Origin of the sequence: Geomonas sp. Red32 (assembly GCF_023652955.1) — a bacterium.
Classification (GTDB): domain Bacteria; phylum Desulfobacterota; class Desulfuromonadia; order Geobacterales; family Geobacteraceae; genus Geomonas.
In genome coordinates, this window is record NZ_JAKLOY010000002.1 from 195,912 (window position 1) to 210,408 (window position 14,497).

Genomic DNA, 14,497 nt, shown 5'->3' on the forward strand with positions numbered 1-14,497 from the left:
ATGGCAGCAAAAGCAATCTTCATTACCGGTACCGATACCGGAGTAGGGAAATCCATCGCCTCGGCGGTAATCGCACGGCTGCTCAGTAACCGCGGCCTTTCCGTCGGAGTCATGAAGCCGATCACCAGCGGCTGCATCGAGCGGGACGGGAAACTCGTCTCGGAGGACGCCGAGCTCCTCGCCTTCGGCGCCGAAATCGAGCTCGAGCCCGACTGCACGCCGTATCTTCTCAAGGCGCCGCTTGCCCCCTCGCTGGCAGCCTCCCTGGAAGGAGTCCGGATCGACTTCAAGGTCATCAAGGAAGCCTACGGACGGCTTTCGGAGCATTTCGACTACCTCATCGTGGAAGGGGCGGGTGGCCTCATGGTCCCCATCGCCGGAGGTCTGCTGATGGCCGACCTGGCCCAGCAGCTGGGTCTTCCCCTGGCGGTGGTCGCCCGGCCGAACCTGGGAACCGTCAATCACACCCTCCTGACCACCTTTGCCGCCCGCACCATGGGAATCGAGGTGAAGGGCGTCATCGTCAACCGCCTCCCCGAGCACCCGGACCAGGCCGAGCAGTCCGCTCCCCACCTGATCTCCTCGCTCTCGGGCGCGCTCCTGCTCGGGGAATTCCCGGACGTGAAGGGAGCCAACGACCGTGAAGTGGTCGAGGGGGTGGTACGCGAACTGGAAAAAGATCCCGCCACCGCCATCATGCTGAGAGAGATGTTCGAATAGCTGACACGCACGTCGATGCCTCGTCCCCATCCTCACCCTGTCCCTCCCCTTTGAAGGGGAGGGAACGAGGGGACGGACCACCGGGTGTGGAAAGGAAAAAACGTTGAAAGAACTCGATACCGCGACACTGAGAAAATACGACTCCGATTACCTCTGGCACCCCTTCACCCAGATGAGCGAATGGGAAGGCGCCGACAACATCGTCATCACCAAGGGCGAAGGATCCTACCTCATCGACTCCGACGGCAACCGCTACCTCGACGGCGTCGGCGCCATCTGGACCAACGTCCACGGCCATTGCAAAAGGGAGATCAACGATGCCATCAAGGCACAGGTCGACCGGCTGGAACACTCCACCCTGCTCGGGCTCACCAACGACCGGGCGGTCATGCTCGCCAAACGCCTGATCGACATCGCTCCGGAAGGTCTCTGCAAAGTCTTCTATTCCGACAACGGCTCCACCGCCGTCGAGATCGGCGTGAAGATGGCCTTCCAGTACCAGGCCCAGACCGGCCACCCGGAAAAGACCAAGTTCATCGCCTTCGACAACGCCTACCATGGCGACACCGTCGGCTCCATGAGCGTCGGCGGGATCGACATCTACCACGCCGTCTACTCCCCGCTGCTCTTCCCGACCATCAAGGCCCCGGCTCCCTACTGCTACCGCTGCAAGCTCTCCCCCGAAGGAGACTGCACCCGCTGCGGTCTGCTCTGCCTGAAAGAGCTCGAACGCCTCATGGAGCGGCACGCCCACGAACTGGCCGGCCTCGTCATCGAGCCCGCCGTCCAGGGGGCGGGCGGCATGCTCGTGCAGCCGGAAGGGTTCCTCAAAGGGGTGCGCGAACTGTGCGACCGCTACGACGTCCTGATGATCGCCGACGAGGTGGCGGTGGGTTTCGGCCGTACCGGCTCCATGTTCGCCTGTCAGAAGTACGGCATCACTCCCGATATCATGGCCCTGTCGAAAGGGATCTCCGCGGGCTACCTGCCGCTCGCCGCCACCCTCGCCACGCGCAAGATCTACGACGCCTTTTGGGGCGCCTATGCCGATCTCAAGACCTTCTTCCACGGCCACACCTTCACCGGCAACCCGATCGCCTGCGCGGCGGCACTGGCCAGCCTCGACCTCTTCGAAAACGAGCGCCTGCTCGAATCGCTACCCGCCAAGATCCGCTACATCGACGAGCGGCTGAAGGCGATGTCCGCCCTCCCCCACGTCGGCAACGTCCGCCAGGAAGGGATGATCGGCGGTATCGAGCTGGTCGCCGACAAGGAGACCAAGGCGGCGTACCCGTGGGAAGAGCGGGTCGGAGTGCGGGTCTGCCTGGAAGCACGCAAGCACGGCCTTTTCCTGCGCCCCCTGGGCAACGTGATGGTCATCTTCCCGCCGCTCTCCATTTCGCTTGACGAGCTCGCCCTGCTGATGGACGGCATCGAGGCCTCCATCCGGACCGTGACCGGCTAGCCCTGCCTTCCTCTCTCCGGCTATAATTAGGCTGGAATCCTGACAGCAATTCCATTAAGATAGCCAATTCCGAATGTTCGTCTTTCAGGGAACGACGAAGGGGACAGGCACCTGCCGGTGCCAGTCCCCTTCCCCTCACCTGCCACTTGGTACACTCCTCCCCCTCCCCTTGAGGGAGGGGATAAGGGGTGGGGGAGCAATCAACAGCGTGCCGAAGCCGGCCTCCCCCCCCCACCCTCGCCCTCCCCCTCAAGGGGGGAGGGAAAGATCGGTTCAGGCCCGTATAGTCTTTGTAAAGGAGCCACCATGGATCTTATCGATAGCCACGCCCATATCTACGGGGACGAATTCGCCCAGGACCTCCCCGATGTCCTGCAGCGCGCGAAGGATGCCGGGATCACCACCATGATGGTGATCGGAGCCGACATGGAATCGAGCGTGCAGGCCCTCGAGCTTGCCAACGCCCACGACAACATGTACTGCGCAGTCGGCATCCACCCCCACGACGCCGAAGGGGTAACCGAGGAGGATTATCAGAAGATCCGCGCGATGGCGCTGGCCAACCCGAAGGTGGTCGCCATCGGCGAGGTCGGCCTCGATTTCTACCGCGACCGTTCGCCGAGACACCTCCAGGAGGAGGTTTTCCGCCGCTTCATCAGGATGGCGCGCGAGCTCAAGCTGCCGCTCGTCATCCACGACCGCGACGCCCACGACCGTATCATGGCCATCCTCAAGGAGGAGAAGGCGGAGGAGATCGGCGGCGTCCTCCACTGCTTCTCCGGCGACCTCGAAATGGCGCAGGAATGCATCGCCATGAACTTCGTCATCTCCATCCCCGGCACGGTGACCTACCCCTCCAACGAATCGCTCAGGGAGGTGGTGCGCGGAGTGAAGATCGAGCACCTGCTGGTGGAAACCGACTGCCCCTACCTCACCCCGGTCCCCCACCGCGGCAAGCGCAACGAGCCGGCCTTCGTGAGACTGACCGCCGAAAAGGTGGCGGAGCTGAAAGGGCTATCGCTGGAAGACGTCGCGCGGATCACCGCCCTCAACACCCGGAAGGTCTTCGGTATCGAGGCGGCAGCCGAGGAAAGCACCATCGCGTACATGATCCGCGACTCCCTCTACCTCAACATCACCAACCGCTGCTCGAACCGCTGCACCTTCTGCCCTAAATTCGACGATTTCATCGTGAAGGGGCACGAGCTCAAACTGGCCCACGAACCGAATTTCGCGGAGGTGATGGAGGCCATTGCGGGCCACGGCAACTTCAAAGAGGTCGTCTTCTGCGGCTACGGCGAGCCGCTGGTCAGGCTCGACCTGGTTAAGGAGGTGGCCCGCGAGCTGAAAAACCGCGGCTTCGCCGTCAGGATCAACACCGACGGCCAGGCCAACCTGGTCCATGGCCGCAACATCCTCCCCGAGCTGGCCGGCATCGTCGACGTCCTTTCGGTCAGCCTCAATGCTGCCGACGCCGCGACCTACCAGAACCTCTGCAACACGCCGTTCGGCGAGGCCGGCTTCCGTGGTATCTGCGACTTCCTCAAGGAAGCCACCCGCTACATCCCGAAGGTGGTGGCAAGTGCGGTCACCGTCCCGGATCTCGACGTGGAAAAGGTGCGGGAGCTTGCCCTTTCCCTCGGCGCGGAATTCAGGGAACGGGAGTACGAGGAGGTAGGTTAGACCGGCAAGAATATAGTGGTATCATTGGGTAATCCATGTATTTGCCAGTCCATCTGTCCTACACAGGTTGTAAGGGAAGATTGCCACTCAGGTTGGAACTTTTAATGCGATTGCAGGGAGGGCCCGCTCTATGCGGATCAACAAGAAAATCCTCGGCTGGACCTCACTGGCCATTGCCGTCATCGTCGCAGGGATCCTGATCGGACTCCCCCCGCTCGTCAAGTATCTCGCCATCAAGAACATCGACGAGAAGACCGGCCGCAAGTCCACCATCGCCGGTCTCTCCATCAATCCGTTCACGCTACGGGCTGAAATCAAGGGTTTCCGGCTCCAGGAAAAGGGGAGCGGGGCCACCTTTACCTCGTTCAGCTCCGCGACCGTCTCCATCAGCCCCCTCTCCCTCCCCAAACGCGCCGTCATCGTGAGGGAAATTCGCGTCGTCTCACCCTACGTCCACATCGTGAGGGATGCGGTGAACCATTACAACTTCTCGGATCTCGTGACTCCCTCACCGAAGGAGCCCAAGAAAGAGAAGGAGAAGTCGACACTCTTCTCCCTCAACAACATCATCGTCTCCAAGGGGAGCATCGACTTCGAAGACAGCGCGATCTCTCCGGCAAGAAACCATCGCCTGCGCGGCATCGAGATCGCCCTCCCCTTCGTAAGCGACCTGCCGTACCTCGCCGACCGCTATGTCACCCCGCATCTCAAAGCCGAAGTGAACGGCTCCCCCTTCGAGTTCAAGGGGAGGCTCAAGCCGATGACCAAGGCGGTGGAGGCCACCCTCGACCTCAGCGTGAACCAGGTCGATGTCCCGTTCTACCTCGGGTATCTCCCCTTCCCTCCGCCGGTCAAGGTGGTCTCCGGCCACTTCAGCAGCAACCTCGAAATAGGCTACCGGGTGGACGAAAAGAAAGGGCCGGATGTGACCGTGAAGGGAACCCTCGGGCTCGACAAGGCCTCGGTCCGCGAGTACGGCGGGGCGCCGCTCGCGTCGGTCGACCGGCTGGCGGTCAAGGTCAACCAAGCCTCCCTCTTCACCAGAGTCATCGACCTCGCCTCGGCCGAGATGGAGGGATGGGAGGTCTACGCCGACCGCGACCGGGTCGGCAAGTGGAACTTCCAGAAACTCCACGCACCCTCGCAGCCTGCGGAAAGGACGGCAGCGAAAGCCGCCAAGGCGGAGCCCGGCAAGAAAGGCGGCGAAGAGGCGGCGAAGGAAGAGGACAAAAAAGAAGAGGCCAAGAAGAAGGCGCAGGAGAAAAAAGAGGCCGGTAGCAAGGAAACGCCGCCGCTCGACCTGCGTCTGGGCAAGCTGGCGATCAAAGCCGGGAAACTCCATTTCTCCGACCAGGTCCCGGCCAAGGGGTTCCGTACCGAGCTGCAGGCGATCGACCTGGAGATGCGGGATTTCTCTCTCCGGGGAGGCCACAAGGCCCCGGTCGATTTCGGCTTCAAAACGGCCCGGGGCGAAAAGGCCGTCCTCAAGGGGGAAGTGGCACTCGAGCCCACTTCGTTCGCCGGGCAGCTCACCCTCTCCGGAATCCCGCTCCAGGACTACTACCCGTACCTCTCGGGATCGCTGGCCGCACCCGTCAGCGGGATACTCTCCGCCTCTTCCCACATCTCCTACGACGAAAAACGGGGGCTTCTCCTCGATAAAACCCAGGTGAAGGGCGAGCGGCTGGCGGCGCCGTTTGGACAGGGTGACGGGGTCAAACTTGCGGAGGCGGTTCTCGGCGGGATATCGCTCGATCTCAAGCAGAACAAGGCCGTGGTGGAGCGGGTCGATCTCAAGGGGGGCAACATCGCCCTCACCGCCCTCAAGGGGGGCGGCTATACCTACCAAACCCTCCTGAAGCCGGGCGAAAAGCCGGCCCCCACGGGGAAACCGGCCAAGAAAGCCCCGCACGAAAAGAAAGCGTCCCCCTTCTCCTACCGGGTCGGAAAGATCACCGGAACGACCTTCTCCGTAAAGTTCACCGATAAGAACAACGAAGAGGAACCGGTCTTCAGCCTCAACCGGCTCAACTTCTCGGTAGGCGGAGTGACCGGACCCAAGTTGGGGAGCATGCCGATCGCCATCTCCTCAGGTTACGGCAGCAAGGGATCGCTCTCCGCCAACGGTGTCGTGGCCGTCGAGCCAGTCAGGTTCAAGGGAAAGGTCGACCTGCACCGGATACCGATCCGCGATTTCGATCCCTACATCCCCGAAGATACCAACGTCTTCATCGCCGACGGGACCATCGATACCTCCGTTGCCCTCGACCTCGTCAAGGGGGAGACCGGCCTCAAAGGAAGTTTCTCCGGCTCCCTCGGGGTCAACTCCTTCTACTGCCAGGATCTCGAGCTGAACGAGGATCTCCTTAAGTGGGAAAGCCTCCAGATGGACCAGGTGAACGGCACCCTGTCCCCCTTCACCCTCGCCATCAACGAGGTCGCCCTCAGTAACTTCTACTCCCGCGTAATCGTGGAGAAAGACGGCACCCTGAACCTCCAGCATCTCAGGGACGAACAGGAACCTCCGGCCGCTACCCAGGGGGCGGCAACGGCAAAAGCGCAGGCTCCGCCCGCAGCGGCCGCGAAAACTGCGGCCTCGGCGTCCGCACCGGCGGCACCCGCCGCCCCGGCGCATCCGTCCGGGTCGCAGCCCACTCCGGCCGCGCTGGCCGCAGGAGTCCCCGCCGTCACGGCGGGCGGCGAGAGTACCGCGCAGCCGCATCCCGTCCGGATCGACACCATCACCATCCAAGGCGGCACCATGGCCTTCACCGACCGTCACCTGCAGACTACCTTCGACACCACCTTCTACAACCTCGGCGGAAGGGTCAGCGGTCTCTCCTCGCAGGCGAAGACCGTGGCCGACGTGGACCTGAGGGGGAACCTGGAAAACCACTCGCCGCTTTCCATCAAGGGGGTCATCAACCCGTTGCGGGGCGATCTCTTCCTCGACCTGAAGATTGCCTTCAACGACATCGAGCTCTCCCCGTTCACCCCGTACTCGGACACCTATCTCGGCTACAACCTGGACAAGGGAAAGCTCTTCCTCGACCTCGCCTACAAGATCGACAAGAAGGCGCTTACCTCGCAGAACAAGGTGTTCATCGACCAGTTCACCTTCGGCAAGTCGGTGGACAGCCCACAGGCGACCAAGCTTCCGGTCAAACTGGCGGTGGCGCTTCTCAAGGACCGCAAGGGGGAAATCCACCTCGACCTGCCGGTCACCGGACGCACCGACGATCCCCAGTTCAGCGTCTGGGGTGTGGTATGGCAGGTGCTCAAAAACCTCCTCGTGAAGGCAGCCACCTCGCCCATGGCGCTTTTAAGCTCCATGTTCGGCGGAGGTCACGACTTCACCGCGGTCGATTTCGCTCCCGGCTCCGACCGGCTGGCGAAGAACGAGCAGGACAAGCTCGAGAAGCTCGGCAAGGCTCTCATCGACCGCCCCGCCCTCACCCTCGAAATGTCCGGATACGTGGACCGGGATATCGATGCCGAAGGGTACCGTAACGAAATGCTGATGAAGAAGATGAAGGGTGAGAAATTCCGCAAACTGGTCAAGGAAGGAAAGACCAAGCAGGGGCAGACCCAGGAGCAGACGGCGATCCTGCCGGAAGAGTATTCCAGCTACCTGAAGGCGGTCTACCAGAAGGAGAAGTTCCCCAAACCGAGGACGGCCCTGGGATTTTTGAAGGATCTTTCCGACGAGGAGATGAAGAAGCTGATCCTCACCCATACGTTGGTGGGTAACAACGAACTGCAGGCCCTGGCCAGGGAACGGACGGCGGCGGTGAAAACTTTCCTGACGACGGAGGGGAAAGTTCAGCCCGAAAGGCTGTTCGAGGTGACTTCAGACATATTCAAGCCGTCCGCCAAGGGAGGCCCGGGGGGAAGGGTCGAATTCACGGCCAAGGTGAAGTAGAAGGAGGCCCCGGCTCCCGCGGTGCTGTCGCACCAGATTTCCCCTCCCATGCGGGCGAGCGACCTCTTGACGATGGCCAGGCCAAGGCCGTGACCGGCAAAGGTGTCACGGTCGCAAAGCCTCTGGAAGGGCATGAAGAGCCGCTCGGCGAGTTTCATGTCGAAACCCGGGCCGTTGTCGCGGACAAAACAGACCCCGTCCTCACACCCGAAGCTGATGGTGGCGGACGGGGTTTTTGCGCTGTACTTCCAGGCGTTCCCCAGCAGGTTCTCAAGGACGCTCGTCAAAAGCGAACGGTCGCCGACAACCACCACCCCCGGCTGAACCCGGATCGCGACCTCACGCCCCTGACCGGCGACCCGCAATCCCTCCAGGATCTCCCCGGCCATTTCGCTCAGGTCCACCCGCTCAACCTTCAGCTCCGAGGCCCTCATCCCGGAGAAGTCGAGGATGCGGTCGAGAATCGCCTCGATCCTCGCCCCCCCGTCGATCATCGCGCCGAGATACCCCTTCGCCGTGTCGTCCAGCTTATCCCGATAGCCCTCCAGCAGCAGATCTCCGTAGCCGTAGATCAACCGGAGCGGTGTCCTCAGGTCGTGCGTCATGGAATCGTAGAGGAGCTCCAGCTCCTCCCGGGCCTGGCGCAATTCGGCCGTCCGCTCGTCCACCCTCCGCTCGAGAAGTTCGGAAGCCCCCCGCAGCTCTGCCGCAAGGCGGCGTTCGTTGGCGAGCCGCATGGCGTTTCTCACCGCAACACCGATCATGGAGGCGACGCCGTTGACGAGATTGAGATCGCTCTGCAACAGATCCCCTTTCCGGTCGGGATCGTCCACCACCAGGATCCCCAGCGGCTCCCCTTCGCAGACGATGGGGACGCAGATGAACGACTTGACGCTGTAGAAAAGGCAGTGCTCGGGGAGCATTTCCCCCCGGCCCTCCTTGACCAGAACGGGTCGTCTGTCGAGGTAGCAGCGGGCGAGGAGGCATTTGGGGCGATCGGCGATCAGGGCATGTTCCCGGCGCTCCAGCGATATCCTCTCGTTCTCGGTCAACCCGAACCAGCTCCGCAGGACCAGGGCGTCGCCGCTCTCGTTGGCCAGCATGATGATCCCCCGGCCGTAGTTAAGCCTTTTGAGCAGGATCTGGTTAACGGTGGCGAGGACGTCGTCCAGTTCGGTCTTGCGGGATACCGCTTCGCCGATCTGGTTGATGAGGAGCGCGTTGTCGTAGTTCTCCTGGGCCAGGGCGAGGTGACGTAGGCTCAACTCGCGTCCCCGCTCGAAAGAGGCGATGAGGTAGCTCCGCTCGGAGCGCCAGGCCATGAAGGAAACCACCAGGTAGGCAGGAATAGGGAGCAGCAGGGATGCGGCGACCAGCGGGGTGAGTCCGTTCAACAGCAAGGCCGGAGCCGACAGGAGCAGGGTGGCCAGGGTGAAGCGGTGGGCGGATACCAGCCGGGAGGCCTCGGTCTCACGCCAGGTGATCCGGTAACGGCAGACGGTCCCCCCGTGGAAGATGCATTCCGGATGCTCGATACTTTCGCAGTCGCGCTTGAGGAGAAGAAAGACGGCCTCGAAGTACCCCATGCGGTTTTGGCACTGGTACAGTTTCTCCTCCACCCCATCCCGGTAGGTCACCGTCACCTCGATGGTACGGGGCCCCACCTTGCGGGTGGCGCTGCGGAAGGAGCGGCTGAAATTGACGGAAAAGCGGTCGAGAAGGGAAAAGAGGATTTCGGGAGAGGTGAAACCGGAAAGGATGTCCCTCATGAAGGAATCGGAGACGGCGGCGTACCTTCCCGCCTCGCGGGCGATGCCGCGGTTGCCGCTCATCGCTACCAGCTTCTCGTGAAAAAGGTCGGCGTGGGTCTGGGTGAACCAGTGCCCGGGATCGGCCAACTCGTGGTCCTGCATCCCGGCATAGGCCAGGAGCTCCCCCGTGTCGATCCGTGGGTACCTGTCTTGGACCAGTTTCAGAAAACTGTCGAAGATCCTGCTGTTGTACAGAGGCGTGTCAGGTGAAACCGCTGGCATTAAAACCCCGAGAGGAATTCAAGATAGGGGAGTCTACCCGACTTTCCCTCATTAAATCAATGAATTTGTGCTCAAGCCCCGCCCCCAAGGGGAGTAAACTTTCTCTTGCCCTGGTTAGGAAAAAAGAGTAAAAGACATACGTTATTAAATAAATATAATACACCAGTCGCAAACCAGTCATCGTCTCGTAGCTTTCAAGCTGTCCCGCAGTTCACGCAAAATCCGCTTCATCTCCGTGACAATCAAGGTTTTTATCCCCTGACAGAGGAAGCGGTCCGGTGTCATCGTGGCCCGCTCATGGAGTAACTACGCCGTGGACAAGGAACTGGACTTACAAAAATTCAATAAAGGGTGGTTGAGAAGGAAAAATCAGGACCGCGACCGGACGGACCGGAGGCTGCACGCCATCGCCACCGCCCTTGAGCAAATGGAGGGAGCGCAAACCCTCACCGAAACCCTCGCCCTCACCGCGGACACCATCATCGCCAACTTCGGGATCTCCGGGCTGGCGGTGGCCCTGCGGAACGGGCAGGGAACCACCTGCCGGGCCGCCGGTCTCCATGGCCTGCCGGAGGAACTGGGTGAATTTCCCATCGATTCGCTCGATGCCTTCAGCACGGACACCCGCGTAAAGCGGAGTATCGCCTTCGATGCGAGGATGCATTCCCTGCTCCCCCACCTGACCGCCACCACCTGCAACATCTTTCCCCTGCAGTCGCTCGAGGGGGACCTCGGCTTTTTCATGGTCACCGACAGCCGCCTGAGCAAGGGGGAGATCATGATGATTTCCATGGTGGCCCACGCCGCGGCCGCGAAGTTTGCCCGCATCCTCAAGGACGCCGAGTACGAGAAGTCGAGCGCCCTCTCCCAGAAGCTCATCTCCCTGGCCAACACCCTGCTGGATCTGGATGGCAAGGACGAGCTCTACCCGGCCGTCCTCCGTATCGCCAGCGACCTCGTGGAAGCGTCGCAGGGGTCGGTCATGCTGGTCGACCCCGGCGGCCTGACCTTGCAGATTGCCTGCAGCGAAGGGCTCCCGGCAAGCCTCGCCCGCGACGTCACGGTCGAGGTCGGCTCCGGGATAGCCGGCACGGTAGCCGGAAACGGCGAACCGCTCCTGATCGGCGACATCGAGCAGGACCTCCGCGTCGGCAGCCGGATGCGCCCCCGCTACCGCTCAAAATCGCTGGTGAGCGTACCGCTCAAGGTAAAGGACCGGGTGATCGGCGTCCTCAACCTGACCGACAAGAAATCACTCGCTCCTTTCACCGAAACGGATCTCGAGACGCTGAGCTCCTTCGCAAACCTCGCATCCCTCATGATCGAACGGGTCTCCATGCTGGAAAAGTCGACCAGGTTCGAGATGCTGTCGGTAACCGACGCCCTCACCGGCCTGTACAACAGGCGTTTTTTGAAGAGCAGGCTGGAGGAGGAGATCAGCCGGAGCAAGCGCCAGGCATTGAGCCTCACCGTCCTGTTCATCGATCTGGACGGATTCAAGAGGTTCAACGACCTCTGCGGGCACCTGGCCGGCGACGACGCGCTCAAGAAAGTGGCCGAGATCATCAAGACCACCCTGCGCGAAATGGATGTGGTCGCCCGCTACGGCGGCGAGGAATTCTGCGCCATCCTGCCGGACACCGGCAAGGGCGAGGCCTCGATCGTGGCGGAACGGATCCGCAAGGGGATCGAGCAGGAAATCTTCAATAATGGCACCCTGGCGGTCAGCACCCTTACCGCGAGCCTCGGCATCGCCTCCTTCCCCGAAGACGGAACCAGCTTCACCACGTTACTGCATGCCGCCGACATGGCCCTGTACCGCGCCAAGGCCGGAGGCCGCAACCGGGTCATGACCGCGCTCAAGGAAAACGAGGAGCCACCTCAAGGCTTCCGTCCCCGGCAGCAGATCATCGGGGTGTAGGTAAACCGCCGCGGGTCCTTGAAGAACGTGCGGAACTCGTCCACGAACTCCCGGTACCCCCCCTCGTATTCGCGGAAATCGTACCCGCTCTCCTTGGCGGCAACTTCGATCTTCTTTCCCCAATTGAACTCGTCCGTGCCGGAGAGTGCCCCGTAGATAAGGTGATGCGCCTCCATTTTCACCCTGATGTCGACGTAGCCGAGATCGTAGAGCAGGGAGTAGAGCTTTCTTCCGGCGTAGGGGTCGAAGTCCCTCTCCTGTTCAAGCCTCCCTACGATCGCCGCCACGGCCCTCTCCAGCCGTGCCGGTTGTCCGAAATGGTTGAGACAGTTGTGGTCGAGATCGATGAGGCAGAGGATCCCGCCCGGCTTGAGTATGCTCGAGACGTTCTTCACGATGTCGGGGCTCTTGGTACGGTGATACTCCAGCAGGAAGCGGATCCAGCCGAAGTCGAAACGGCCCGCCGCTTCGAGCGGTGTCAGCAGGTCCACCTTGGTAAAGCTCGTCGCGTTATCAGCGTAATACTCGCGGGCAAAGCCCACCCGCTGATCGGAAAAGTCGAGCCCGACCGCCTCCCCTCCCGGCTGGGCGAGGGAAGCGAGCTTGCTGGTGGTCTTCCCCGATCCGCAGCCGACATCGACCACCCGCATCCCCGGCTCCAGCCCGGCCCAGCGGGCATCCCGTTCGGTCACTTCGTCGCCGGTCTTCAGATCCAGCCGGAGAGCCTCTTCATCGTTCTCCATGAGATAGCGTGCCTCGTCCATGGCTTCCTCCTGTTACTTCCACTACGATGATACGTCGCCGCCGCCCCCCCTTTCAACCCGCCCCGCCTCTTTCGGCTCCCGATCCGCGTCCCTCGCATCGGCACCGCAAAAATTGGAGACTAAGGAATTGCGCAGGCCGCTTCCTTTCCGTATACTCCTTAAAATTCCACGAAAACCGGGAGGGGTATGAGGAATCGAGCATGGGCGATGGGGATGGCGGTCGCGGCGGCAATCGCGCTGGGACCGGGAACCATCACCTCGGCGCAGGCCGCGGGATATGCGATTTTCACCCAGGGTGCCTCGCCGCTTGGGCAGGGAAACGCGGTAACCGGGCACACCGACAGCCCAAGTACCGTCTTCTACAATCCCGCCCTCATGAACCGCCTCGACGGGACCCAATTCGAGGTCGGTACCACCTTCATCGTTTCCAGCCATGAGTTCGACAGCGGCACCATCCCCGGCGAGAGCACCACGGACCACTCCACCTTCTTCCCCAGCACGGTCTACGCAACCCACAAGATCAACGATTCCTGGAGCGTGGGGCTGGGGATCTTCAATCCGTTCGGATTGGGCACCGACTGGAACGACCGCTGGGAGGGGCGCTACATCGCAACCAAGTCCGAGCTGACCACCTACGACATCAATCCGGCGGTGTCCTGGCGGGTCATCCCCTCGCTCACCGTGGCCGCAGGCCTCGATGTCATTCTGCTGGACGCCACCTTGGAGCGGCAGATCCCCTCGGTGGCCTTCTTCCTCCCCCCGGGGGCGGATATCGGCCAGAAATTCAAGGGAGACGGCACCGGCGTTGGCTTTAACGTAGGATTGGCGTACGACGTGACGGACACCGTCACAGTAGGGGCGTCCTACCGGAGCGAGACGAGGGTGGACATCAACGGGCACTCCAGCACCTCGCTGGGAGTCACCCCGCTGGACAGCCCGGGGAAGTCGAGCGTGAAACTGCCGCAGCAGGTGACGGCGGGGATCTCGTACCGGCCGATGGAGCCGCTGGTGGTGGAGGCGGGGATCAGGTGGGAGGGGTGGTCGGCGTTCAAGGAGTTGAACGTGAACTTGGAGAGTGGTGCGCCGGTTCCGCCTTCCGAGCGAAACTGGCACGATACGCTGGGGATGAACGTCGGGGCGAAGTACCGGGTAAACGATACGGTGGCCCTGATGGGAGGGTACATCTACGGAGAGAACGCGGTTCCGGATTCAACCTTCGACCCGTCGATACCGGATTCCGACACCCACATTTTCTGTACCGGGGCGGAGTTCTCCCTGCAACGGGCGAAGCTCGCCCTCTCCTACGCATACCAGCACTACGTGGACCGGACCAAGAACAACACTATCGGCGCCCCCTTCGATCCCGCCAACGGCAGGTACAAAAGCGACGCGCACCTCGTCGCGGTAAGCCTTGGATACCGCTTTTGATAATCTAGCCGGCTTTTTCCGGGATAAACGCGTGCGCCAGCAAGTTTAACGGCCGGCCGAGCAGTTTAAAAACTTTTTTCCGGAGATAAACGGCCGTCCCGGATTTTTTCGCGACGGTTTTTCCCGTTTCGAGATTTTTTTCCGGCGAAAACTCGAGCGCCGGCAAGTTTAGCGGCGGCTCGGGCAGTTTAAAAACTTTTTCCCGGAGATAAACGGCCGTCCCGGATATTTTCGCGACGGTCTTTCCCGTTTCCGGATTTTTTTCCGGCGAAAACTCGAGCGCCGGCAAGTTTAACGGCGGCTCGGGCAGTTTAAAAACTTTTTCCCGGAGATAAACGGCCGTCCCGAAGTTTTTCGCGACGGTCTTTCCCGTTTCGAGATTTTTTTCCGGCGAAAACTCGAGCGCCGGCAAGTTTAGCGGCGGCTCGGGCAGTTTAAAAACTTTTTCCCGGAGATAAACGGCCGTCCCGAAGTTTTTCGCGACGGTCTTTCCCGTTTCGAGATTTTTTTCCGGCGAAAACTCGAGCGCCGGCAAGTTTAACGGCCGCCAGGGAGGATACG

9 protein-coding genes are annotated in these 14,497 nt (G+C 61.6%); 6 read left to right on the top strand and 3 right to left on the bottom strand.

Features of this window, described 5'->3' with window-relative positions; translation table 11 throughout:
* The 4 genes from bioD to L4X63_RS07840 all read left to right on the top strand — a co-directional run bounded on the left by bioD (position 1) and on the right by L4X63_RS07840 (position 7,790).
* Positions 1-720 (top strand): dethiobiotin synthase, encoded by a 720-nt coding sequence (gene bioD / locus L4X63_RS07825; protein ID WP_250678055.1) that lies wholly within the window; start codon positions 1-3, stop codon positions 718-720.
* Between the two features lie 103 nt (positions 721-823).
* Positions 824-2,185 carry an adenosylmethionine--8-amino-7-oxononanoate transaminase gene (gene bioA, locus L4X63_RS07830; RefSeq protein ID WP_250678056.1) on the top strand — a complete coding sequence of 454 codons (1,362 nt, stop codon included), beginning with the start codon at positions 824-826 and terminating at the stop codon, positions 2,183-2,185.
* A gap of 306 nt (positions 2,186-2,491) precedes the next feature.
* Positions 2,492-3,868, top strand: a complete 1,377-nt coding sequence (locus L4X63_RS07835) for a TatD family hydrolase (protein ID WP_250678057.1) — start codon at positions 2,492-2,494, stop codon at positions 3,866-3,868.
* A 130-nt stretch (positions 3,869-3,998) separates the two neighbouring features.
* Positions 3,999-7,790: a DUF748 domain-containing protein gene (locus L4X63_RS07840; protein WP_250678058.1), complete on the top strand. Its 3,792-nt coding sequence runs from the start codon at positions 3,999-4,001 to the stop codon at positions 7,788-7,790.
* Here L4X63_RS07840 and L4X63_RS07845 read toward each other — a convergent pair.
* The gene (locus tag L4X63_RS07845) at positions 7,691-9,823 is read right to left on the bottom strand and encodes a sensor histidine kinase (protein ID WP_250678059.1); all 2,133 of its coding nucleotides are present in this window, start codon (positions 9,821-9,823) and stop codon (positions 7,691-7,693) included. The genes L4X63_RS07840 and L4X63_RS07845 overlap by 100 nt on opposite strands.
* A 355-nt stretch (positions 9,824-10,178) precedes the next feature.
* Here L4X63_RS07845 and L4X63_RS07850 point away from each other — a divergent pair, with 355 nt between their 5' ends.
* Positions 10,179-11,744 carry a sensor domain-containing diguanylate cyclase gene (locus tag L4X63_RS07850; protein ID WP_250678060.1) on the top strand — a complete coding sequence of 522 codons (1,566 nt, stop codon included), beginning with the start codon at positions 10,179-10,181 and terminating at the stop codon, positions 11,742-11,744.
* On the opposite strand, the gene L4X63_RS07855 is transcribed toward L4X63_RS07850, so the two are convergent.
* Positions 11,705-12,508: a class I SAM-dependent methyltransferase gene (locus L4X63_RS07855; protein ID WP_250678061.1), complete on the bottom strand. Its 804-nt coding sequence runs from the start codon at positions 12,506-12,508 to the stop codon at positions 11,705-11,707. The genes L4X63_RS07850 and L4X63_RS07855 overlap by 40 nt on opposite strands.
* A gap of 186 nt (positions 12,509-12,694) precedes the next feature.
* On the opposite strand from L4X63_RS07855, the gene L4X63_RS07860 reads away from it, so the two are divergent.
* Positions 12,695-13,936: an OmpP1/FadL family transporter gene (locus tag L4X63_RS07860; RefSeq protein ID WP_250678062.1), complete on the top strand. Its 1,242-nt coding sequence runs from the start codon at positions 12,695-12,697 to the stop codon at positions 13,934-13,936.
* A 4-nt stretch (positions 13,937-13,940) separates the two neighbouring features.
* On the opposite strand, the gene L4X63_RS07865 is transcribed toward L4X63_RS07860, so the two are convergent.
* A complete protein-coding gene (locus L4X63_RS07865) occupies positions 13,941-14,471 on the bottom strand; it encodes a hypothetical protein (RefSeq protein WP_250678063.1) in 531 nt (176 codons plus the stop codon).
* Between the last annotated feature and the right edge of the window lie 26 nt (positions 14,472-14,497).

Coding starts and splice junctions, on each gene's coding strand:
- bioD (WP_250678055.1), top strand. CDS start 1: ATGGCAGCAAAAGCAATCTTCATTACCGGTACCGATACCGGAGTAGGG.
- L4X63_RS07835 (WP_250678057.1), top strand. CDS start 2,492: ATGGATCTTATCGATAGCCACGCCCATATCTACGGGGACGAATTCGCC.
- L4X63_RS07840 (WP_250678058.1), top strand. CDS start 3,999: ATGCGGATCAACAAGAAAATCCTCGGCTGGACCTCACTGGCCATTGCC.
- L4X63_RS07845 (WP_250678059.1), bottom strand. CDS start 9,823: ATGCCAGCGGTTTCACCTGACACGCCTCTGTACAACAGCAGGATCTTC.
- L4X63_RS07855 (WP_250678061.1), bottom strand. CDS start 12,508: ATGGACGAGGCACGCTATCTCATGGAGAACGATGAAGAGGCTCTCCGG.
- L4X63_RS07860 (WP_250678062.1), top strand. CDS start 12,695: ATGAGGAATCGAGCATGGGCGATGGGGATGGCGGTCGCGGCGGCAATC.